The following is a 23,218-nucleotide window of genomic DNA, read 5'->3' as shown; positions in this document are numbered from 1 at the left end:
CCGTTAAAAATATCTCAGCAGGCCGGCGCTTTGTTAATTCACGCGCGCCGGCCTGCTTTATTTATCCCGATGAACGTCCTTCGGAAGGAACAATAATAAATAACGTTAAGCGCAGCTTTATTATTAATTAACCTGCACCAGAGGTATTTATTGCGCAGGCAGCCTGAAGCGCGCCATCGCTTTTTCCAATCGTTCCGACTCCCCCTGCAGCAACTGCGAAGCCTCGGTCACCGCGTTCACCACGCTGCCGGTTTGCCGCGCCACCTGATTCAGCGCGGTGATGCGCGCCGTCACGTCCTGAATGCTCTCCCCCTGATTGAGCGACGCCAGCGAAATTTCCCCCATCAGCGCACTGCACTTGTTCACCAGACTGATAATCTGCCGCAGGTTGCCCGTCAACAGATCCACCGCCTGCGATCCCCGATCGATTTGCTGCAATGAGCGGCCGATCAACTGCTGAATATCGCGCGTCGAATGGCTGCTTTTCTGCGCCAGCAGGCCCACTTCCTTAGCCACGATGGCGAAACCGCGGCCGTGAACGCCGGCGTGCGCGGCCTCGATCGCCGCATTCAGCGCCAGAATATTGGTCTGAAACGCCACGCTGTCGATCAATGCCACAATGCCGCGCATCTCAGCCGATTGGTCGACGATCCCTTGCATCGAGACATTGACGGTTTGCATCATCTGCTCACCGGCGCCGGCGCACTGGCGGGCCTGTTCAGTGCGTTCACTGGCCTGCCGCGCGTATTGGCCATTTTCTTCCACCCGCGCCGCCAGCTGCTGCACGTGCTCGGTCGCCAAGTGCAATTCGCCGTCCTGCTTCGCCGACTGTGCCGTCAGCTGTCGATTGCCGTCCGCCAGCCGCCCGACGCCATTCAGGATCCCGCTCGCCGCGTCGCGCACCTCGCTCACCAAGCGCTGCAGGCCGCCTTGCATGTGGCCGATGCTGGTTTGCAGTTGACGCATCTCGCGGTTAACCGCCCTTTCAGGCAGCAGCGGCCGCGAAAGATCGCCGGCGGCCAGCACGTTGAGGTGCGCGATCGCCCGCTGCAGCGGCGCGATCACCCAACGGGAGACGGCGAACCACACCCCAACGGCGATCAGCGCCAACGCGGCCAGCGCGCCGAGCGCAAAGGTCTTGGCCTGCTCCAGCGCCGCCAATTGCCGCACGTTGACGTCATCGCCGCGCCGTTCGTTCAGCGCCTGATAAGCGAGATACTTCTCGTTGAAATCCGCCTGAAACGCCTGGATCGGCACGGCGAAAAACGCCTCGATGCCGCTGCTGCCTTGCAGCCCTTGCGCCTGCTCTTTCAGGCCGTCATAAAACAGACGATAGCCGTCTTTCAGGGCCGCCGCCGCCGGCGCATCCACGCTCAAACGTTCGAACTGGGCGAAGGCCTGCTCGGAAGCCTGCAGCGCCGCCAACGACTCATCCAGCAGGCTGTGCCAACTGCCGTCTGAGCCGGTGGCTTGGTCCTGCAGATAATAGATACCCGCACGGTTCAGGCTGTCGCTGGCCGTCAACAGCGACAGCCTGGCACGATCCATCGCCGCCTGCTGGCGATGCAACGCGTCGCCCGTCACCAGGTTAACCTTGGCATCACGCAGAATATTGGAAATAAATACGGTGGAAAACAATTGCAGCAGAGAAAATAGCGCAATAACGCAAATTACGCCGCTTAATAATCCCATGCTTTTGCCGAAGCCAAACGCGCGCGGCAGCGCCGTCGCAGGTTTTACCCTGCGGCCAAGTGTCAGTTTTATGTTCATGATTTTTAGTCAGTAATACCAGGATGCCGCGAGTCTAACGGGCATTGATGACACTAATATTTCAGTCTGCTCTGCGCCGCCCCTCACCAAGAAAAATGGCAAAATCGGTGGTATGGCACACCAACGTTTATTTTTATTACTTGACTTGTTTAATCGCAGATTTATAGTTTCCCCATTAAATAAGAAACAAAGTTTCATATATTAACCGGAAGTGAATTTAATATATTAAACGTGCAATAAAATCGTCTCAAATATAAAACAAACGAGCACCAACGCCTTATTTTCAGGTAAAACCCGCTCGTCTTAATAAAGACCAAACATTCATCAGGGGCCGGACATGCACAAGATCACCCTTTGTTTTTTGCTTGTTTCACCAGTGAGTTATGCGGCAACCTCCGCATTAGCCAACGACACGGCCGCCACCGCGGCGCCGGTCAAAAAAAGTCGTCCGGCATTTCCCCATATTCATTGGCAAAGCGATGACAATAAAAAGAGTATCGATATCGGCGGCGCACTGCGCGCCAATTATCGTTATGAAGACTGGCACAGCAGCAATTATCGGCATCCGCCACATTTACGCTTTGACGCCTTTCGCATCGACGCCGCCGGTCAGGTAAACGACGCATTTTTCGATAGCGGATTCTGGTTTCAGGATCGGCGCAAATACGCCATCGACCGCGCCTATGTCGGCTATCACCTGTCTGAGCGTTCCGCCGTGCAGCTTGGCGCGCCGTTCAAACCCTTCGGCCTGATGCCCTACCCGCAGTTCGGTTGGTCGTACGGCATTCCGTTTTACCTCGGCTTCGGCGTCAACACCGGGCTGGGCGCCAAATACCAATATCAACAGGGCGATTGGGCCTTCGACGCCGCCTACTACCCACGCATGATGCCGGCCGGCGTGCGTTACGCCCCCGACGTCGCCAGCTACGACGATCTGAAGAACACCAACTTTGCCTCGCAGCACCTGCAGCGCAACGAAAAACGCGATCAGCTGAACCTGCGGCTGACGCACGCTTTCCACCCGGGCGGCTGGGATAACGAGCTCGGCGGTTCGCTGGCGGCCTCGCGGCTTTACAACCAGGCGACCGGCGATGACGGCAGCTTCTGGGCGGCCGGCCTGCACACGCTGGTGAATCGAGATGCCTGGCATCTGTCCGGCCAGGTGATCCGCTACGGTTATGACGCCAAAGGCCCGGCCGGAGCCAACAATTCGGTGATCCTGATGGGCGGCAACGGCCTGACGCCGGCCTATCTGATCCCCTCGCAGGCCACCACCGCCGCCATTAACCTGGCGCGCGACGTCGAGGTGCCCTGGGGTCCGGTGAAAAAACTGCGGTTCTACAACGACTACAGCGTGCTCTGGAAAGATAAGCGCGGCGGCTCCAACTCCAAAATGAATACGCTCGGGGTGCAGGTGTTCGCCATGCCGGTGATGCTGTGGGTGGATCTGACCTGGGCGCAAAACGCCAACCCGTGGGGTGGCGTGGAAAACGCCACCGGCTGGACCGGTACCCAGTCCTCCGGCAGCAATAAATGGTATTTTCGCACCAACGTAAACATCGGTTACTACTTCTGAGCGCAGCGGGATCTACACTGAAGTATCGCCGTCAACCGGAGAAATCACGATGCTGAGCGCGCAGACGCTGCATGTCGCCATCAACCGCCCCTGTGACGAGGTATACGCCTTTCTCAGCCGGCCGGAAAACTTCCCATTGTGGGCCAAAGGGTTAGCCAACAGTTTGCGGCAGGAAGGTGAAGACTGGATGGCGGATACCCCGCAGGGGCGGATCCGCATTCGCTTCAGCGCGCCGAACGCCTTCGGCGTGCTGGATCATTGGGTGACGCTGCCGGACGGCGGCGTGGTCTACGTGCCGCTGCGCGCGCTCGCCAACCGACAAGGCACCGAGGTGATCTTCACCCTGTTCCGCCAGCCGGGCATGGACGACGCGCAGTTCGCCCACGACGCCGGGCTGGTGAACGCCGATCTGCAGGCGTTGAAGCACCTGCTGGAATCGCGTTAACCCGCGGGTTAGCTCTTGACCGACGACACCACGTTGAGCGGCTGGGCGTCCGGCAGGATATTCATGTGCTCCAGCACCTGGGCCATGATCTTGCCGAACACCGGCCCGGCCACCGAACCGCCGAAGTGTTTGCCGGCTTTCGGGTTGTTGACCATCACCACCAGCGCCACCTGCGGATCGCTGGCCGGCGCCACGCCGGCGGTATAGTTGATATACCCGCCGTCGTATTTGCCGCTCGGGCCCATTTTCTCGGCGGTGCCGGTTTTGATCGCCAGCCGATAACCCGGCACCGCGGCGTTCACCCCGCTGCCGCCCGGCAAGGCGTCGCTCTCCATCATATGCACCACGGTTTTCACCGTATCGGCCGGCAGAATACGTTGCCCCATCACCGGCGGCGTCACCTTGGTGATCGACAGCGGCCGATAAACGCCGAAGGCGCCGATAGCGGCATACTCGCGCGCCATCTGCAGCGGCGTCACGCGCAGGCCATAGCCGAAGGAGAAGGTGGCGCGTTCGATATCCGCCCAGCGTTCGCGATGCTGCGGCAGGTAGCCGCTGCTCTCGTTGCCGATGCCGAGCTCGGTCGGTCGTCCCAGGCCAAAGCTGCGGTAGACCGCCGGCAGCACCGTGGCGGGCAACGCCAACGCAATGTGCGATACCGCGATGTCGCTCGATTTTTGCAGCACGCCGGTGATGGTCAACTTCGACCAGTGGCCGACGTCTTTGATCAGGTGACCGTTCACCCGATACGGCGTGGTGTCCAGCACGGTATCCGGCCGGATCAGCTTATGCTCCAGCCCCACCATCACCACCACCGGTTTCACCGTCGAACCCGGCTCGAAGCTGTCGCTGCTGCACACGTTGCGAATATCCTTCGCCGGGGTGCTGCCATAGTTGTTCGGGTTGAACGACGGGTAACTGGCCATGCCGAGGATCTCGCCGGTGTCGATCTTGACCAGCACCGCACAGCCGGAGTCGGCCTGGTTAGCCACCACGCCGTCGCGGATCTGCGCATAGAGCACGTACTGGATAAATTTGTCGATGCTGAGCGTCACATTCGGCGGCGGCACCGGATCCACGCTTTTAAGCACGCCGATCACCGCGCCGCTGCCGTCCTTCTGGTAGACCCGCAGGCCGTTTTTACCCTGCAGCAGCGGGTTGAAGCCCAGCTCGATGCCCTCCAGCCCCTGATTGTCCTGGCCGACGATGCCGATCAGCCCGGCGGCGTCCTGGCCCATCGGATAAAAGCGGCTGAAATCCTGCTCGGTGCTGACGCCGGTCAGGTGCAGTTTACTGATGTAGGCGGCGTTATCGTCCTCCACCTTGCGCGCCAGGTAAACGAAACGCTTGCGCGCGTTGCTCTGGATCAGGTGCTGGATGTCCGCCAGCGGGATCTTCAGCACGTTGGCCATGCTCTGCCAGCGCTCGTTGCTAGTGTCGGTCTGGGTATCGAGAATGTGTTTCGGATCCAGCACGATGTCTTTGGACGACACGCTGACCGCCAGCGCTTCATCGTTGCGATCGGTGATCATGGCGCGGTTGGTCGGCACCACCTGGGTACGGATCGAGCGCTGATCAGCCTGGTCCGCCAACTGCTGGTGTTCCAACAGCTGCAGATAGCCGACCCGGAACGCCAACAGAAAAAAACAGACCAGCATGCCGGCGCAAATCCAGCCGAAACGAACTGTGGAATAGGTTTTACCGCTCTTTTTGGTCGATGGCGCCACTGTTGTGTTAACCCTGCGTTTTTATTCGGTTTATGGTGTTATTTCAGTCTACATTGCCGGAAATGGTCAGGAGATTGCAGTTTGTAAGAAAGTAAAAACAAACCGCATCACCGTTGCACATCCGCACTGTCGTTTAACTGCGGTTTACTTTGCGCCGGGTCGCCGGACTGCGGCGCGTTGGCCGGGTCGAAAATGTGGTCGAGGATCGCGCGCGCGGTCGGCCCCGCCACCACGCCGTCGCCGCCGCCGTTTTCCAGGATCAGCGCCATTGCCACCCGCGGGTTTTTATACGGGGCGAACAACGTATAGAAGATGTGATCGCGCAGCCGCACCGGGATCATTTTGGCGTTGTAGGTTTGGTTTTGCTTCAGGCTGAACACCTGCGAGGTGCCGGATTTGGCGGCGATCTGGTAAGGCGCGGTATGGAACAGCTTGTAACCGGTGCCGTTCGGCAGGTTGGCCATGCCGTACATGCCGTTGCGCACGATGCCCCAGTAAGGCGAGTTGGGATCGCCAATCTGCGCCGCTTGCGCCGGCGGCTGGTAGCGCGTCACGCGGTTGCCCTGCTGCAGCGAATAAAGCAGATGCGGCGTTTTCACCTGGCCGTTGTTGAGCAGCGTGGTCAGCGCTTTCACCATCTGGATCGGCGTCGCCACCCAATACCCCTGGCCGATGCCCACCGAGACCGTATCCCCCTGATACCAGCCCTTTTTGTGCACCTTCAGCTTCCAGTCGCGGCTCGGCAGCACGCCGCGGTACTCTTCGTTCAGATCGATGCCGGTCGACTGGCCGTAACCGAACTGGCTCAGCCAGTGGTGAATGCGATCGATGCCCATCTCATAGGCCACCTGATAAAAGAAGGTGTCGGCGGATTCCTCGATCGCTTTGGTCACGTTGAGCATGCCGTGGCCGGTTTTCAGCCAGTCGCGGTAGCGCCGCTCGGTGCCGGGCAGCGTCCAGGTCGGCGCGCCGAAAAAGGTGGTGGTGGGCGTGATCACTCCGGCGAACAGCGCCGAAACGGCCATGTAGGGCTTCACCGTGGAAGCCGGCGGATACAACCCCTGGGTGACGCGGTTGATCAGCGGCAAATCCGGGTTGTGCAGCAGCGCTTTATAGGCCTGGTAGCCGATGCCTTTGACGAAGGGGTTGGGATCGTAACTGGGGCTGGAGACCATCGCCAGGATACCGCCGTCGCGCGGGTCTTCCACCACCACCGCGGCGCGTTGCCCCTTCAGCACCGATTCGATGTACTGTTGCAGCGGCAGATCCAGCGTCAGATAGATGTTTTTGCCGGCCTGCGGCGGCTGCTCCTTCAGCAAGCGGATCACGCGCCCGTGGTTATCCACCTCCACCTCCTGATAACCTGTGGTGCCGTGCAGTTCGGACTCGTAATAGGCTTCGATGCCCTGTTTGCCGATATTGCGGTCGGCGGCGTAGTTCTCGCTCAGGCCGGCCTTGTCCAGGCGCTTGAGATCGCTGTCGTTGATCTTCGACACATAGCCCAGCACGTGCGCCAGCTGGGCGCCATAAGGATACTCACGCTGCTGATAGGTATCGATAGTCACCCCGTCGAAACGGTATTGGTTAACGGCGAAGCGCGCCACCTCGGTGTCGTTCAGCCCCGCCTTCAGCGTGACCGGTTTGTAGCGGCTGTTGTGGTGCATATCGTCGCGAAACGCACTGATGTCTTCCGGCGTCAGATCGACGACCGGCGTCAACGCCCGCAACAGCGCCGCCATGTCGGCGACTTTGCTGGGCGTGACTTCGATACGATACAGTGTCACGTTTCGCACCAGCGGAATGCCGTTGCGATCGAAGATCAGCCCGCGGCTGGGCGCGATCGGCAGCATCTTGATGTCATTTTGATTGGAGCGCGTCTGGTAAAAGCCGTGCTGGCGAATTTGCAGCCGGTAGAGGTTGACGATCAGCGCGCCGAAACAGACGACGACCAGCGCCAGCGCCACGGCCGCCCGGCGGATGAACAGCCTCTCTTCCGCAGAGTGGTCGCGAATTTTTTCTTTTAACAGGGCCATGCGGTGCCGGTACCTTTTGCGTCACATTTCCCCGCAAAATCAGGGAACTGAAAAGCCGGCAAGCATAGCGTTATCGGGCGCGCCGCCCCATGAAAAGGTTGCTAATGAAATGGCATAACTGTTTCAGCATATTGGAATGTTACCGGCGGCGATTTTTTCACCGCGCTCCCCATTGAGCCGCCGTTCACCCCAATGCTACAATGTGACCCAAATCACATTATTCCCGTTATTCCCCTCCGCATCTCCCTGTCGGCGCCCTGCCGGATGCGGCTTTTGTTACATAGGATCGAGTTCGATGAGTACCATTGCCACCGGTTTAATCATGATGCGCTGGGAGTTGCTGAGCGCCGTGATGATGTTCTTCGCCAGCCAGTTAAACGTCGTTTGCCGTAAAACCAGCCGCAATGGCATGGCGTTCATGTTCAGCAGCCTGGGCCTGTTTACCGCCTGCTGGTTCGTGATGGGGCTGATGGGCATCCATCTCACGCTGGAAGCCTTCACCCAATTCTGGTCGTCGGCTTGGGATCGCTACGTGGACGTGGTCAGCACCATGCCGGTCGATTGGCCGATGCCATAACCTCGCCGCACGGGCGGCCCGGCGATTATTCCGCGTCCGTTGGCGGCGCCGCCGCCAGCCGCGCCATCAACGCCCCCGCTTCGATCAGCTGCGCCTGTTCTTGCTCCGTTAAACAGCTTTCCATCGCCGCCAGCAACCACGCCTCGCGCCGGGTGCGGCTTTGCTGCAGCAGACCCAGCCCGGCAGGGGTCAAGCGCACCCGCACCCGGCGTTTGTCTTCGGCATCCGGCGTGCGCACCAGCAGCCCGTCGGCCTCCAGCTCCCGCAGTGCGGCCGCCAGGTTAGAGGAACGCATACGCTCCGACTCCGCCAGCAGCGACGGCGTCGCCTCGCCGCCATGGCGATCGATAGCTCCCAGCAGCATCAGCTGGGCCCAGGATTTTTCGTCGCTGCGCGATTCGCGCCGCAAACGGCGCACCAGCGACATTAACTGCGTGCGCAACAGCGTCACGTCTTCAGGATGATCTTTTTTCATTGGCATCAATAGATAACGATAGATTTGTCCGTACTTTCACACCGAGACCGGGTACGGTCAACCGAAATTGGCGGCCGAAATATGCCAGCTCGCTATTGGCGGGTGCCGGCGTTGAGCGGCAACACCGCGTGCACCACCAAAGCGAACAGCAGACCGACGCCACCGCCCAGCAACACATTGACCACCCTTTCTGCGGCGATCGACGGCGCTCTTCCGGCAATCACCAACGCGCAGGCGATGCAGGCGCAACGGGCGCCAAACCCCAAGGTATAACGATGAAAAGACACCAAGGTGAGCATCGTCACCACGCTCAGCAGTTCATAACCCACATTGCCATGCGGCATAAGGCTACCCAGCAAAATACCGATGGGCACCCCCAGCAATGCGCCTGACGCACGCTGGCGGAGTTTGTTGCGTGTACCGGCCATATCGCCGCTGATCACGCTGACGGCTGACCAGATCACCCATTGCCCGTAATCGATGTGTTGCCACTCAACGATCGCCGCCGACAGTGCAACGGCACAACTTACGGCGAGCAAAGCCTCGCCGCAGGCCACGCGAGCGCCAAGCTCATCGCTGCGACGCAGCTGGAGATAATAATGCAGGCGGTCACTCGTCGACAGCCACGCTAGCCGCCGATGCTCTGCCAGTGCAAGCATCAGCACCGGCAAGACGGCTGCCCCCAGAAAAGGGAGTAGCGCCCAGCCGCATTGGGCTAATGGCGCGCCGGCGCCACCTTCAGCGGTTTCACACGCCAGATAAAGAGCCGGAATAAAAATAAAATTCCCCAGGGATCGCAGCTTGCCGCCGAACGCGGAGATCCCAACCGCCGCCGCCGCTGCCAACACGCACGCCAAAATGAAGATTACCGGCGTGTGCATGGCGCACAGCAGCGCCATAAAGAGCAGCAGCAATGCCGCCGCATGTAGCGCCACGCCGAGCGGCGCCAGTTCAAGGCGCTCGCAAACGACAAACAGCGATATGGTGACCACCGAAGCCTTCAGCCAGTTGGCATTGCCTGTCGCCAGGCTCAGGACCAGCAACGGCGCCAACACCCATGCTCCCCGTCGCAGCTGACGCCAGGCAATTTCTTCACGCAACGGCTTCACAATGCGCTCAGCTGTTCCAGCGTGACGATATCGGCAATAGTGGCAAGCGTTTCCATCGAGATTCGGTGCTCTTCCGCCGTGGCCGCCGCGCAAGCCTCTTCCAGTATCAGCACCTGATAATCGCGATCGTGCGCGTCGCGCGCCGTCGCCTGTACCGCCCAGGTGCTGCTGACCCCACAGATCACCAACCGTTCAATGCGGCGGGCGCGCAGCGTCGCATCCAGATTGGTGCCATAAAACGCGCTGACGCGCGGTTTTACGATGGTTAACTCCCCCAAATCAGACGCTAAATCAGGATGAAAATCCGTGCCCGGCTGGCCCAGTGCGATAGCGCCAAATTGATGCGCCAGCCCAAACATCCGCGAGTATTTAGGTTGATCGACATAGCCGGCCGCGAAACCGACTTTAACCAGTATGCGCAGCCAATCCTTGCGCTGCGCGAGAGACAATGCGCTATTTGCCCGCGCGATAGCATCGCGCTCAATGACCTGCTGCGCCGAGCGCGCAATTTTTCCTTCCGGGTGGGAGATATCCACGATGTAGTCCAGAGCGATCAGTGCGGTATTCATAGAAAGCGTCTCCTTGCCGCCGACACGGCGAAATGGGTAGAGAGAGTGTGGCGCCGCCGGATTGTTGAGCGGCTTGGTGGAGTAGCTTAAAATAAATACCTATGATAATATAGCTATTAATTTATAGCGAAATGTAACAACGCCGCCGACGAGCTTTACGTTTTCTCACGCATTTCCCCCGCGCCGGCCAGTTCGCGGTGTTATTATTATCTTGCTTAACAAATCCCTCCAAATTCAAAGTGGTACGACAAGTCGATGGAAGCGTGGAAAGTCAATCTGATCTCGGTCTGGCTCGGGTGTTTCTTCACCGGGCTGGCGATGAGCCAAATCCTCCCTTTTCTGCCGCTGTACGTCGAACAGCTCGGCGTCAGCGATCATCAATCCCTCAGCCTGTGGTCCGGGCTGGTGTTCAGCGGCACCTTTTTGGTCTCGGCGGTGGTGTCGCCGCTGTGGGGCAGCCTCGCCGACCGCAAAGGCCGCAAGCTGATGCTGCTGCGAGCCTCGCTGGGCATGGCGATCGTCATCGCCCTGCAGGGGCTGGCCACCAACGTCTGGCAGCTGTTCGCGCTGCGCGCCCTGATGGGGCTGACGTCCGGCTATATTCCCAACGCCATGGCGCTGGTCGCCTCGCAGGCGCCGCGCGATAAAAGCGGTTGGGCGCTGGGCACGCTCTCTACCGGGCAGATCTCCGGCGTGATCGCCGGGCCGCTGCTGGGCGGGCTGATGGCCGATCATCTGGGGCTGCGGGTGGTGTTTTTCGTCACCGCCGGGCTGATGTTCGTCAGCTTCCTGGTGACGCTGTTCCTGATTAAGGAGAGGCGCATCACGGTGAAAAAAGCGGATCAGCTGAGCGGCAAGGCGGTATTCCGTTCACTGCCTTATCCGACGCTGATCGTCACGCTGTTCGTTTGTACCCTGATGATCCAGCTGGCTAACTCGTCCATCAGCCCGATCCTGACGCTGTTCATCCGCGAGCTGTCGGGCGACGTCAGCAATATCGCCTTTGTCAGCGGCATGATCGCCGCCGTGCCCGGCATTGCGGCGCTGATCTCGGCGCCACGCCTCGGGCGGCTCGGCGATCGCATCGGCACCGCGCGCATCCTGATCGCCGCGTTGCTGTTCACCACCGGCCTGTTCGCCGTGATGGCCTGGGTGAATACCCCGCTGCAGCTGGGCATTCTGCGCTTCCTGCTGGGGTTCGCCGACGGCGCGCTGATGCCGGCGGTGCAGGCGCTGCTGCTGAAGTATTCCTCCGATCAGGTGACCGGGCGCATCTTCGGCTATAACCAATCCTTTATGTACCTGGGCAACGTGGTCGGCCCGCTGCTGGGATCGGGCATTTCGGCGATGATGGGGTTCCGTTGGGTGTTCGCCGTCACGGCGGTATTGGTGCTTTGCAATGCGCTGCAGCTGCGGCATCAGTTCAAAAAAGTGGAGAATCAACGCGCGGGATAACGGGGAATGCGGGGAAACGCCTCAAGCAGTGGTGGGACAATGACGCCCATCAACCGTGCCACCACTGCCAAAGGCGGCCGTAGCCTACTCGACGCGGCGGTCATTTCCTATTTATGTAAGTAAATAAAGTGTTACGGGCATGTAGAGGGCCGCCGCAGCGGCCCTTGCGGATCAGAACATGGTATTGTCGTTGGCCGATTTTTCCGGCACATCCTGATTGACGTCCCAATGCTCGGTGATTTTACCCTGATCGTTCACCCGATAAATATCCACGCTGGCGGTGCCGCGATCCTGCGGGTTATTTTGGTATTTGACGTGAACATAGACCAGATCGCCATTGACCGCGCTGCGGTAGATTTTGGCGCTGTACTGCGGATTGTCTTTAAAGGTCTGGCTGAAGAAATCCAGGAACGGCTTGATGCCGTCGCCGACAAACGGGTTATGCTGCTTGTAGTTCTCCACAATCAGCTTTTGCGCCACGCTGATATCGTGACGGTTGAAGAAGCCTGCGTACAGGTCTTCCACCACCTTCAACTTTTGCTGGGCATGATGATAACCGCCCTTGCCGGCCGACTTGTAAGACGCCGCCTGATCCGTTGACAGCGCCGGGTAACTCGCCAGCAAACCGCCGACGATCGCACAGGTGATCAATGCCTTTTTCATAACTGCTCCTTATTTTCCTGAGTGACCTACGATTTTCAGCTGCCCTTTCAGATGGGTGAAGCTGCCGTCCTTGGCGGCGATGTTGGTGTACACCTCGCCACGCTCAAAGTCCTCGACATGCGTCACGTTGTCGCCGGACTGCGGTTCATGCCAATAGACCATATAGACCTTCGGCCGAATCTCCACCGCGGTGTACTGCACGGTATCGGTGATGCCCTGCGACGCTTCGCCGATACCGGTGAAGGTCATGGTCTTGTCATCGGTAAAATCCAGCTTGAAGGCGAAATCGCCGAAGGTCACCTGCACCACTTTACCGACCGCAATAAACTGCCCGTGTTTTTCCGTCATCGTCGCCACCTTACTGTTAGTCAGGGAGGGTTGCGCCGCCGCAGCGGCAGGCAATGCCAGGGGGAAAGTCAGGGCTATCGCCAACGCGATGCCCGTTCGCTTCACTGTTTTCATCGTTCCTTCTCCTTTCCATGGTTGAAAACGAGAATCATTATTATTTCTTAACGGTTGGCGGAAATATAAGAATAATCTCTATTCCCATCAGGCACCTGGTGGCAAAAAAAGCGGGCGAAAAATCGCCGTAAAATGGCATGGCAATAGCGCATTCTGGCCATTGGTTTTTACGCAATGAACGGGATTACTGCTTTCAGGAAGGGAAACCACTCGGGGATTTGATGGGTCTATAGCGCAGATCGCTTTAAGCTAATGCGTATTTGTTCTTAAGCCGCCCACCGCCGGAAAATGGCGGCGAATGGCGTGGCGTTTAACGCAGCCAGGGCGTATAGGTAACGCCAACCAGCAACCCTTCAGGGCTGAGCAAACGGGTAACGCTCTGGCCCCACGGCTCTTCGCGATTGGCGACCAGCAGCCGATAACCTCGGTCGATCAGCCCCTGGGTGGCGGCCGCCATGTCGGCCACGTCAAACTCGATCCATGCCTGCGGCACCGTGAGATCCGCCGGCCAGCGATCGTCGCCAAAGCAGGACTGCGCCGCCTGCGCCAGCGGCCACAGGGCGAAATGCTTCACGCCGTCCAGCGCGCCCGGCTCCGACAGCAGATAGGTTTCGTTGCCCGGCATCGGTTTGAGCGGCAGCCCCAGCGTCTCGACATAAAACGCCTTGCTCTCGCCGCTCTCACGCGCGATCGGCCCGAATCCGGCGACAAACAACACGCCCTGCCCGGCAAATTGTTGATCCATGCTGCTCTCCCTTCCGATTAACGCCCCTGCCGCACCTGCAGCGGAGCAAATCCATAGGCCGCCTTGAAGCGGTTGCTGAAATGGCTGGCGGAACTGAAGCCGCACGCCAGCGCAATCTCGGTGATCGGCTGTTGGCTGTGGCGCAACAGCTGTTCCGCCCGTTGCAGCCGCGCGCGCATCACGAACTGATGTGGCGCCAGGCCGGTTGAATGTTTGAACATGCGGGCAAAATGGTATTCGCTCAACCCGGCCTGCGCCGCCAGATCGGCCAGCAACAAAGGCCGATCGAGGTGACTTGCGATATATTCCCGCACCCGCTTGGCCACTGCGGGTGCCAGGCCGCCGCGCGCCGGCGGCAGCTTCCACTGCAGCTGGCTGTAGCGCTGGATCAGATGCGACATCAGCAGGTTCGACGCGCTGCTGAGCGCCAGCAAATTGGCGCTGTCACGCCAGTCGCAGTTGAGCAAAAACTGGCGATACAGCAGCGTGATCTGCGGATCTTCGCCGAAGCTGCGCTGCTCCACGTTGATCGCCGCCGGGCTGCGATCCCAGGTCTGCTCCGCCAACTGCCGCAGATGGTCATCGGTGCAGTACAGATGCACGAATGACAGATCGCTGCGCACATCCCAGGTGGAAGCGTACTGGCGCGGCATGATGCAGAAGCGATCCGGCCCGCCGCCGTTGCGCCAGCCGCCCGGCACCTGCTGGTAGCACTCGTAGCCGTCGGCGACGTACAGACTCAGGGTATGGTGATCGGCGCTTTCCTGCGTGACGCGATCGTTGCAGTTGGACCAGGCGGCCAGCTCCACGCCGGTACCCAGCAGCACGCTGCCGTGCAACCGCGCCTTGTGTTCGCGCAGTGTTTCAAACGCCTGATAGTTGGACATCGCCGGCCCCGTTGTTCGACATGCCGACAGTGTAAAGAGTGGCGCCTCGGCATGCCAGCCGCCGCCCCGCGCTTTTACCAAAAAAAGCGCAAGAATATGCAACTGGGCGCAAAGCGCTGCAAGCGCCGCCGCGCGCCAAAGCGGATACTGCGCTATCGGTTTTTTCGGAGTAAAGAACATGAATGCGCTGTTGTACCTCGCCGTGGTGCTGATTTGGGGCACCACCTGGATAGCGATTACCCTGCAACAGGAAGGCCCGGTGGCCATTTCCGTGTCGATCGCTTATCGCTTCGCCATTTCCGCTGCGGTGATGTTCGCCGTGCTGTTGTTAACACGCCGCCTGCGCCGCATCGCCCCGCGCGATCATCTGTTCTGCGTGCTGCAGGGCTGCTGCGTGTTCGGCTTCAACTTCTTCTGCTTTTACCACGCAGCGGCTTATATCAGCAGCGGGCTGGAATCGGTGATCTTTTCGATGGCGGTGCTGTTCAACGCCCTCAACAGCCTGCTGTTTTTCCGCCAGCGCCCCAGCCCCAACCTGCTGCCGGCGGCGCTGCTGGGTTTGACCGGCATCGTGGCGCTGTTCTGGCAAGATCTGGCCGCCACCCGCATGGCGCCGGAGCTGCTTAAAGGCATCGGCCTGAGCGCGCTCGGCACCTACGGCTTCTCGCTGGGCAACATGATCAGCACGCGCCATCAGCGCCGTGGGCTGGATATCTTTTCCACCAACACCTACGCCATGACCTACGGCGCGATGCTGATGGCATTGATCGCCCTGGCGCAGGGCGCATCGTTCCAGATGGAATACAGCAGCCGCTACATCGGCTCCCTGCTGTATCTGGCGATCTTCGGATCGGTGATCGCCTTCGCCGCTTACTTCAGCCTGCTCGGCCGCATCGGCGCCGGCGCGGCGGCCTACAGCACCCTGCTGTTCCCACTGGTGGCGCTGACCATCTCAACGATTTACGAAGGCTACCAGTGGCATTTCAACGCCGTGCTGGGCCTGTGCCTGATCCTGTTGGGTAACCTGGTGATGTTCGCCAAACCGGGGCTGAAATGGCGACGGGCGGGTATCTCAAAACAAAACTCAACCCTTTGAAGTCATTGCAAATATCGTTATCATCAGGTTTTGTTGATAACGGATGATGGCAAATGCTCAGAAGTGATGATGTGACACCCCGCGCCTACCAACAGGTGGACGTTTTTACCCGCACGCCGCTGCAGGGCAACCCCGTGGCGGTCGTGCTGGAGGCCGAGGGGTTGAGCAGCGCACAGATGCTGGCACTGGCTCGCTGGACCAACCTTTCGGAAACCACCTTTGTGCTTAAACCGACGCACCCGGCAGCGGATTATAAGGTGCGCATTTTCACCACCGAAAAAGAGCTGCCCTTCGCCGGCCACCCGACGCTGGGCACCGCCCACGCCCTGCTGGAAGCCGGATTGACGCCTAAACGCCCTGGAACGGTGATGCAGGAATGCGGCGTCGGTCTGGTGGCGGTCAATATCCTGCCGGAAGGCACATTGGCGTTCGCCGCGCCCGAAGTAGAGTTCCGCCCAATGGCGGCCGAAGAAACCGAACGGTTAACGGCCGCTTTACGGCCTGCAGTGATTGCAGCAGGCACCCCGCCGGTGATTGCCGAGATGGGCATTCGCTGGTTGATGGTGCGCCTGCCGGACGCGAAGTCCTGCCTGGCGGTGGCGCCGGATCAGGCCACGATTAAACTGCTGCAAACGGCTTGCGATGTGGATGGCGTGGTGGTTTATGGCGCCAGCTCCGCAACCGAGCCGGCCGATTACGAAATGCGCGCGTTTATGGTGGAATGCGGCGTTTTGATTGAAGATCCGGTAACCGGCAGCGCCAACGCCTGCCTGGCGCGCTTGCTGCAGGCCAGCCGCTTCCCCGACGGCGGCCGGACTGCACAGGGCTACCAGGTGCGCCAGGGCACCCAACTTAATCGAGATGGCCGCGTGAGCGTGCGCTTTATTGACGGCGAACCCTGGATCGGCGGGCACTGCCGCACCCTGATTAATGGCACGGTGGGTATTTAGTTTTGGGGGAGGAAAAAGAGAATGGTGAGCATCTTTTGGGAACGTCAATTAGCAACTATCAAAGCCTATGTTTAGCTGCTCTTCATTGCATAGGTCAACAAACTGCTGAGAGACAATTATCCTTTCACAATAGATGCTATCCCTGGCAATAAAGAACCCCCTATCACACTTGTAAGCAGGCACATCAATGAGCTTGCTTCCATCTTCAAGTTCTCTGAACGTCGAGGCTTCCTCATCAATAACTGGAAAATAATTATTCACTTTACACAGAAACATCGTTTCAGTTACGTTTTCTACCGCACATTTATAGAACAACATTTCAGACGAAACCTTGAGTTCAAATACAGCCTTCGCTCTTTTTGAAAAGATTGGAATTCCGATACTGGCAGGAAAATAGTCATGCAAATTAAAAATGTCGCTACTCAAAGCGCTTGGCACTTTCCCTTTTTACCGTGAGTAGGATAGGAACTTACCATCACCTTCATTCCAAATAAAAAAGCTGGACAATCTTGATTTCGGATCGGGAAAACAAATCAAGTTATCGTCAAATGTAAAGCTACTGAAAGTATAGAAGTTCATGTCACTCCATTCAACCTAATTTAACGATGTTGCATTTTATTTTCTTTCTTGCTAAGCGCTCTTTGATTAGAGAAAAAATAGCATCCCAATCTCCACCTCCCAATCCTGCACCAATCATAGGCAATTGTATACTAAGCCTTTCCTTTGATGCATAATCAGAAACCAGACTTAGGCATTCTTTAAGTGCTTCATATAAAACATACTGAGCATTATCATCTTTATTTTTCTTTAGTCCATCCTGAGCCAACATATTTGCAACATATATCCGCTCATTTTCGTTCACACAGATGAATTGTACATTCCCGAGAGAAAAATCCTTTTTTTCAGAGAACCACTTTAAATATTCTTCCGTTACTGCTGGATAGCGTTTTGATAGAGGAACAACAAAGCCTTTTCCCCACTCTCCCTTATTATTCACAATATGAATGATCACTTTTGATTTTGACAAAGGAATAGATGCATCACCAGAACTAAAACTGACATAATCATTCAAAACATCAGGAGTGATTGTCTTATCCCATTCACTTTCAAATTCAAGACTAGTTATCAACTTTGACTCAGAAAGATCAAGCTCACTTTTCTTACCATCATAAAGTAAAAAACCTATATCTTCGTGCCAATCTTCCAAGGATGAGGATGAATAATACAAATCATTTATTATAGTTATTTGTCTTGTTGCAACATCGCCATTAAACTCAGTATAGATCCTCCCTTCACCTGAAATGAGTTCACATGTGCCTTTATAATAACTCTTATTGGATTCCACAGTTCTTTCCTCCTCCCACGACAGATGGAATAAGTTACTTCTGACAATCAATCACCATGTTACTTACAATAACCCTCTAATTTTCAATGCCACTATAAAAAAATTCAAAGCTTCAATTAACCACTAGCATTCAATAATATCGAAATCCTTTGAACTATGAAATAAGAAAACCGAAAAAATTAATTACATCCAAGTGACAAAATGACACCGTCCTTATCTGTTACGACGGTCAAGGCATTATCGACTGTATATGAATTTCGCTCACTCCCGTCAGGTAGGAAGCGGCTTTTAATCTTAACGCTAAATCTGGAGTGCATCTCATTAATATATAATGAAATATTTTCATTTAGAGCGACATTCCCCATGGAAACACCTGACACAGTCCTAGCGTTAAAATCAATCATGTTAGACACCGTATTATCAAATGATTTATCAATGTGTACGGATGGATATTTCAAAATTACCAAGCCTGCTCGCTTGGATATTTCTCCTTATAAATATCACCCCAGAGATTTTATCGACCCATTCGAGCCACCATTATACTTAGATGGCTCTCAATTGAACAACCTATTAGTGCGGAATCATTTGAAAATTAAATGGCTAGCAATTTTCGCACATGCATGTCATTACTAGGCATATATGGTGGATAACGTTCTGAATCTTTATCAGAAACATTTTCACTATTCCCATACATATCTACTTTCTTTCTATTCCCTAAAGCACCATATACAAAATAGGTGTTTTCGAATTTTTTAGCCTGCCCTTCCTGATGCCCTATAATTCTCCACTCACCAGAGATTTTCTTATCAAACAGACTATATGCATCCAAAATTATTGGGTGTGACCCAATTTGTGGATTAGAGAACAGATCATCTGGCACCTTCGGCTCTTTCGAGAACGTATCAAATATTTCTGCCGAGTGACCAATGCTAACCTTAGATATAATCCGCCCAAAACCATACTTTTCATCCGTTAGCTTAAAGCAGAATACATCGCCCGGTTTAATAAACCTGAGCATTGTCCTTGGTTTCTTTTCCCAACCCCAAAATTCGAGTTTATTCATCAACATTTACCCCCTAACCTTTTCTTATTTCCATAAGCATCTTTAAATGCTGCTGCGCGAGGATCTGTACGGCCATGATCGAATGAATTGTATTTATTTCCTCTATTGGTCGAAGATATTTCCTCACCTATAACGCCAGTGCGGGTTTTATATTTCTCTATATAATACTGCTCATAACCACGGGCTTGACCATACTTCACGTTTTCATCTAAAGGAATCATACCCGTATTGCCACCTAAACGACCAGTATCTAAATGCTCTGCTGAACGTCTAGGTAAATCATTGGTGATACCAACATAGTATGGGTCGCCAATTGGCATGCCATTCACATCTAAATTATATAAGCCATACACATGATAACCAGAAGCATCAATTGCCGTTAACCCAAACGGATCCACCCACATCAGCGGGTTCGGCGCATACTGATACAGGTTCAACCCACCACGCAACCCTATCGGATCCTGCGTGGTGAAACGCCCCACCTCGGGTTCGTAGTAGCGGAACAGGTTGTAGTGCAGGCCGCTTTCGTCGTCCTGATATTGCCCGGCGTAGCGCAGTGGCTGCTGATATTGCGCGCCCTGTCGCTTCGCCGCGCCGGCTACCGTCTGGCCCTGCAGCTTGCCGAAGGTGTCGTATTGCCCGGACCAGCACAGGTTGCCCGCTGCGTCGGTCACTTCCAGCGGCGCGCTGTTCAGATCGGTGTGATACCAGTAAATATCCGCCGAGCTGCTGTCGCCCGCCTGCTCCAGCGCCGCCAGCGGGCTCCACGGGCTGGCCGGATCATAGCTCCAGCTGCGGCGGCTGCCGTCGTCGCGCTGCTCCTGCAGCAACCGGTAGCCCTGCCAAAGGAAACGGGTCGTCTGTTCGGTTTTGCCCCTGTAGCGCACCGTTTTGCGGCTGCGGCGGCCCAGCGCATCGTAATGGTACTGCGCGTCGAACTCGCCCTGCGGGCCGCGGCCGTGCGCCTGCACCAGCCGGTTGTCGGCGTCGTAGCGGTAGTGCTGTTCGTACAGGCCGTTACGCCGGCTGATCAGGTTGCCCCAGGCGTCGTAACGATAAAACAGTTTTTGCCAGTGCGTCAGGCGGTTGTTGGCGATCGGCGCCAGTGGCAGGTGCGCGTCGATGTCACTCTGCGGGCTGCGCTCGCCCAGCAGGTTATCCGCCAGATCGTACACCAGCCGTGCGCCCGGTTTGCCCTGATTGGGTTCGCGGTGTTGCAGCAGGCGGCCTTCGGCGTCGTAACCGTAATGCACTTCGCCGCGCAGCGCGTCGCTCACCCCGGCCAGCTCGCCGCGGCCGGTGTAACGATAGGCGCGCCACAGCACGCCGTCTTCCGGCCGGGTCAGTTTATCGTGGCCGAAGGCGCTGCTCTGCCAGCTGCGGCGGCCCATGGCGTCGTAACGCCGCTGCTGCTGCAGCGCGCCCTGGCTGCGGCCGGTTTCCCGGTGCAGGCGATCGCGGGTGAATTCGCTCACCACCTGCTGGTTGAATTTGATGGCGCTGGCGTGGCCGGAGCCGTAATACAGCCACTGCAGGCGATCGCCCTGCGGCAGGGTCAGCGCCTGCAGGTTGGCCAGCGCATCCCATTGGTATTGCAGCTCGCCGTTCACGCCCTGCTCGCCGAGCAGTCGCCCGGCGGCGTCATAGCGCATCTGCACGCTGTCCGGCTCGATGCCCAGCGCCGCGCCGCTCGCCGTCGGCAGGCGGTTCAGCTCTTGCAGCCGCCCCATGGCGTCGAAGCGGTAATGCCATTCCGCGCTGGCGTTGCCGCGCCAGACCAGCTGCCCCGCCTCGTCGAAGCGGAAGCGCTGTTCGCGCTGCGTCAGCTCGCCTGCGCTGCCCGGCTGGCCGACCTCCCGGTGCTCCTCCAGCAGCCCGGCCGCGCCGTAGCGATAATAGTGGCGGGTGTCGTCCGGGCGCTCTTCGGCCAGCACGCGGCCGACTGCGTCATAGCTGAAGCGATATTCGCCGCCGTTGCCGTTCTCCAGCCGCGTCAGCCAGCCCTGCGGGCTGTAGTGATAGCGCCGGGTGCGGTTGATGCGATCGGTGATGCTGACCGGCAGCCCCAGGGCGTTGTACTGCCAGCGGGTCAGGCTGCCCAACGCATCCTGATGCTCGGCTAACTGGCCGTGCGCATTCCAGTTAAAGCGTTCTTCGCCACCGTCCGGGTGGATCAGGGTGTGCAGGCGCCCGCCGTTATCCCATCGGTAATGGGTCTGATGGCCTTCGGCATCGGTCTGCGTCGTCAGTTGCCCCAGCGCATCGTAGGTATAAGCCGTTACGCTGCCGGAACAGTCGGTGTAGCGCGTCAGCTGGCCGCGGGCATCCCACTCCAGCTTCACTTCCCCGCCCAGCGCGTCGATCACACTAGCGGGCAGGCTCTCTTCGTCATCCGGATATCGGTACAGCGTGGCGTTGCCCAGCGCATCGACATAGCGCGTCGGGCGCCCCAGCGTGTCCCAGTGCTGCGCTTCGCTGCTGCCGTCCGGGTACGCGACGGCGAACAGCCGGCCGCTGTTGCGCGAATATTGATAGCGCGTCACGCGGCCAAGCGGATCGGTCTCCGACAGCAGGCGGCCGTAAGGATCCCATTCGCTCTGGCGCTGCGCGCCGCCGGGCAGCAGCACGCTGCACAGCTCGCCGCGTTGGTAGATAAAACCGTAGCGGCGCTGGTCGAAATCGGTGTACTGCGCCACGTTGTCGTCGTCATCCAGCCGCCACTCCGCCCGTTTGCCGTCGCCGCGCACTGCGCTGCGGCGCCCGCCGGCGAAGTCGTAACCGAACTCAAGGGATTCCCCGGCGCTGTTGCGGTAGGCCGTCACGCGCGGCACGCCGTCGATCTCTTGCCATTGGTATTCGTTCAGCAGCCCGGCGGCGTCCTGGTGGCTGATCATTAGGCCGTCGCGCCAGCCAAAGCGCCGCGTCACCTCACCGACGCGGTTGCTCACCGTCGTCAACTGGCCCTGCTCATCGTAACCGTAGCGCGCCAACGTTCGTTCACCGTCGGCGGTTTGCAGCGCCACTTCGCGCAGGCGGCCCTGTGCATAGCGGCACATCAGGCGCTGCCCGGCGCTGTCCACCAGTTCGCTCAGCAGCCCCTCGTCGTCGTAGAACAGCGAGGTGGCGTTGCCGATGGCGTCGGTGATCATACTGAGCCGGCTCGGCTGGTCGCCCGCCAGCGGCGGGTAGTGGAAAATCTGTTCGCCGACGTCAAACAGCTGCCAGCTGCCGTCGTCGTTGTGCATCAGCCAGCATTTTTCGGCTTCGCAGTAGGTTTTATGCCCGCGCGGCACCTGCGGGAAAGCGACGAAGTCGCCGGAAGGCGCACGCCACACCAGGCCGTCCTGATACGGCTGCAGGCTGCTCTCCCAGAACAGGTTCCAGCCGCGGCCCAGTACGCCGTCGCCGGGGTTGCCGCTGCGCCAATAGCGTTGCCAGGCGACCGGCAGCCGCGAAGGCAGCACGAAATCGAGATCGTCTTCGCCGTCGAGGAATTTTTGGCCGCTCACGATATCCACCGGCCGGGCGATAATGCCCACGGCAGCGGTGGCGGTCATCAGCGTGCCGGCGCGGCAGGCGATGCGCGCCAGTTTGTTGATGCCGGGCAGCTTGCCCAGCAGTTTGCCCAATGCCCCCAGCTTACCGGCAGCGCCGCCCACACCGCCCACCAGGCCGGCGAACAGCAGCGTCAGATCGGAAACCTTATACAGCCAATCCGGCACTTCGGGCTTGATCGGCAAGGTGGTGACGGTGCCGCCGCCAATAAACACGTTGGGCGAGCCTTCCATCACCTGCGCGTCGCAGTTGGTTTTGTCCCCCACGCGCGAGGCGGGCTGGCCGTTGATGCTGACCTTATCGGAGCCCTGCGCCATTTGCATGCTCGGGCCGTCGTCGCTGCAGGCTACCTGGCTGTTGGTGGCGAGCGCGGCGGGTTTGCCGTTGATGAAAACGTTGGGGGAGCCGGTGACAATATTGCCTTTGGGGGTCAGGCTACCGGCACCGGCATCGGCAATGCCGTCGCGCGCCGCGGTGGCCGCCTCCCCGGTGAGATACCCCACCGCCAGGCTGGCGCCGATGAGCAGCACGCCGACGCCGATACAGGAAGCCGCCAGGCCGGCGACGAACAGCGCCCCCGCTGCCACCGCGCCTGCGGCGGCGATCAGGCCGCCGACAATCGTGCCGGCAATCATGCCGGCCAGGGCATGGGAATGCCCGATAATATCGCCGACGCGAGCCGCTTCGGTCATCGTAAGGTCCTTTTACGTGAAGAG

Annotated in this window: 20 protein-coding genes; 6 read left to right on the top strand and 14 right to left on the bottom strand. The window is 58.3% G+C overall.

The features are described 5' to 3' along the window. Window positions 1-147 precede the first annotated feature (147 nt). Entirely contained in the window at window positions 148-1,770 is a 1,623-nt protein-coding gene (locus GKN89_RS01245; protein WP_154746184.1) for a methyl-accepting chemotaxis protein, read from the bottom strand. Between the two features lie 337 nt (window positions 1,771-2,107). Here GKN89_RS01245 and GKN89_RS01240 point away from each other — a divergent pair, with 337 nt between their 5' ends. Beyond that, the gene (locus GKN89_RS01240; RefSeq protein WP_154746183.1) at window positions 2,108-3,346 is read left to right on the top strand and encodes a hypothetical protein; all 1,239 of its coding nucleotides are present in this window, start codon (window positions 2,108-2,110) and stop codon (window positions 3,344-3,346) included. A 49-nt stretch (window positions 3,347-3,395) separates the two neighbouring features. Next, window positions 3,396-3,791 (top strand): SRPBCC family protein, encoded by a 396-nt coding sequence (locus GKN89_RS01235; RefSeq protein WP_154746182.1) that lies wholly within the window; start codon window positions 3,396-3,398, stop codon window positions 3,789-3,791. An 8-nt stretch (window positions 3,792-3,799) separates the two neighbouring features. Here the strand turns inward: GKN89_RS01235 and GKN89_RS01230 are convergent, their stop codons facing one another. Beyond that, on the bottom strand, window positions 3,800-5,518 hold the full coding sequence (locus GKN89_RS01230) for a penicillin-binding transpeptidase domain-containing protein (protein ID WP_025159737.1): 1,719 nt from the start codon (window positions 5,516-5,518) through the stop codon (window positions 3,800-3,802). Window positions 5,519-5,625: 107 nt separating this feature from the next. Further along, entirely contained in the window at window positions 5,626-7,551 is a 1,926-nt protein-coding gene (gene mrdA, locus GKN89_RS01225; protein WP_063919439.1) for a penicillin-binding protein 2, read from the bottom strand. A gap of 295 nt (window positions 7,552-7,846) precedes the next feature. On the opposite strand from mrdA, the gene GKN89_RS01220 reads away from it, so the two are divergent. Beyond that, window positions 7,847-8,128 carry a YjcB family protein gene (locus GKN89_RS01220; protein ID WP_019456316.1) on the top strand — a complete coding sequence of 94 codons (282 nt, stop codon included), beginning with the start codon at window positions 7,847-7,849 and terminating at the stop codon, window positions 8,126-8,128. 25 nt (window positions 8,129-8,153) lie between these two features. Here the strand turns inward: GKN89_RS01220 and GKN89_RS01215 are convergent, their stop codons facing one another. The 3 genes from GKN89_RS01215 to GKN89_RS01205 all read right to left on the bottom strand — a co-directional run bounded on the left by GKN89_RS01215 (window position 8,154) and on the right by GKN89_RS01205 (window position 10,281). Continuing rightward, the gene (locus GKN89_RS01215) at window positions 8,154-8,603 is read right to left on the bottom strand and encodes a MarR family winged helix-turn-helix transcriptional regulator (RefSeq protein ID WP_019456317.1); all 450 of its coding nucleotides are present in this window, start codon (window positions 8,601-8,603) and stop codon (window positions 8,154-8,156) included. 92 nt (window positions 8,604-8,695) lie between these two features. Further along, window positions 8,696-9,712 carry an FUSC family protein gene (locus GKN89_RS01210; protein WP_370520138.1) on the bottom strand — a complete coding sequence of 339 codons (1,017 nt, stop codon included), beginning with the start codon at window positions 9,710-9,712 and terminating at the stop codon, window positions 8,696-8,698. Next, a complete protein-coding gene (locus GKN89_RS01205; RefSeq protein ID WP_154746181.1) occupies window positions 9,709-10,281 on the bottom strand; it encodes an isochorismatase family cysteine hydrolase in 573 nt (190 codons plus the stop codon). Before GKN89_RS01205 ends, GKN89_RS01210 begins: the two co-directional genes overlap by 4 nt. 255 nt (window positions 10,282-10,536) lie before the next feature. On the opposite strand from GKN89_RS01205, the gene GKN89_RS01200 reads away from it, so the two are divergent. After that, entirely contained in the window at window positions 10,537-11,736 is a 1,200-nt protein-coding gene (locus GKN89_RS01200) for a multidrug efflux MFS transporter (RefSeq protein ID WP_004940721.1), read from the top strand. A gap of 171 nt (window positions 11,737-11,907) precedes the next feature. On the opposite strand, the gene GKN89_RS01195 is transcribed toward GKN89_RS01200, so the two are convergent. The 4 genes from GKN89_RS01195 to GKN89_RS01180 all read right to left on the bottom strand — a co-directional run bounded on the left by GKN89_RS01195 (window position 11,908) and on the right by GKN89_RS01180 (window position 14,493). Then, window positions 11,908-12,399: an ester cyclase gene (locus GKN89_RS01195; protein ID WP_019456318.1), complete on the bottom strand. Its 492-nt coding sequence runs from the start codon at window positions 12,397-12,399 to the stop codon at window positions 11,908-11,910. 9 nt (window positions 12,400-12,408) lie between these two features. Continuing rightward, the gene (locus GKN89_RS01190) at window positions 12,409-12,861 is read right to left on the bottom strand and encodes a MoaF N-terminal domain-containing protein (RefSeq protein WP_230328900.1); all 453 of its coding nucleotides are present in this window, start codon (window positions 12,859-12,861) and stop codon (window positions 12,409-12,411) included. Window positions 12,862-13,171: 310 nt separating this feature from the next. Beyond that, a complete protein-coding gene (locus GKN89_RS01185; RefSeq protein ID WP_154746180.1) occupies window positions 13,172-13,606 on the bottom strand; it encodes a VOC family protein in 435 nt (144 codons plus the stop codon). A 17-nt stretch (window positions 13,607-13,623) separates the two neighbouring features. Further along, a complete protein-coding gene (locus GKN89_RS01180) occupies window positions 13,624-14,493 on the bottom strand; it encodes a helix-turn-helix domain-containing protein (protein WP_019456321.1) in 870 nt (289 codons plus the stop codon). Between the two features lie 178 nt (window positions 14,494-14,671). On the opposite strand from GKN89_RS01180, the gene GKN89_RS01175 reads away from it, so the two are divergent. Further along, window positions 14,672-15,589 (top strand): DMT family transporter, encoded by a 918-nt coding sequence (locus GKN89_RS01175; RefSeq protein ID WP_154746179.1) that lies wholly within the window; start codon window positions 14,672-14,674, stop codon window positions 15,587-15,589. A gap of 53 nt (window positions 15,590-15,642) precedes the next feature. Then, a complete protein-coding gene (locus tag GKN89_RS01170) occupies window positions 15,643-16,539 on the top strand; it encodes a PhzF family phenazine biosynthesis protein (RefSeq protein WP_154746178.1) in 897 nt (298 codons plus the stop codon). A gap of 48 nt (window positions 16,540-16,587) precedes the next feature. Here the strand turns inward: GKN89_RS01170 and GKN89_RS01165 are convergent, their stop codons facing one another. The 4 genes from GKN89_RS01165 to GKN89_RS01150 form a co-directional block, all read right to left on the bottom strand. Next, window positions 16,588-16,965, bottom strand: coding sequence for an imm11 family protein (locus tag GKN89_RS01165; RefSeq protein ID WP_230328899.1), 378 nt, complete (start codon window positions 16,963-16,965; stop codon window positions 16,588-16,590). A 163-nt stretch (window positions 16,966-17,128) separates the two neighbouring features. Beyond that, window positions 17,129-17,884 (bottom strand): macro domain-containing protein, encoded by a 756-nt coding sequence (locus tag GKN89_RS24510; protein WP_370520136.1) that lies wholly within the window; start codon window positions 17,882-17,884, stop codon window positions 17,129-17,131. A 592-nt stretch (window positions 17,885-18,476) separates the two neighbouring features. Beyond that, window positions 18,477-18,947 (bottom strand): Imm26 family immunity protein, encoded by a 471-nt coding sequence (locus tag GKN89_RS01155; RefSeq protein WP_025159735.1) that lies wholly within the window; start codon window positions 18,945-18,947, stop codon window positions 18,477-18,479. Then, complete coding sequence (locus tag GKN89_RS01150; protein WP_154746177.1) at window positions 18,947-23,194, bottom strand: RHS repeat-associated core domain-containing protein; 4,248 nt, start codon at window positions 23,192-23,194, stop codon at window positions 18,947-18,949. The genes GKN89_RS01155 and GKN89_RS01150 overlap by 1 nt, the downstream gene beginning before the upstream one ends. Window positions 23,195-23,218 lie beyond the last annotated feature (24 nt).

This window comes from Serratia sp. YC16, from assembly GCF_009707615.1.
GTDB classification, from domain to species: Bacteria; Pseudomonadota; Gammaproteobacteria; order Enterobacterales; family Enterobacteriaceae; genus Serratia; species Serratia surfactantfaciens.
The sequence above is the reverse complement of the archived record's forward strand: the minus strand, read 5'-3'. Positions and strand labels throughout refer to the sequence as shown.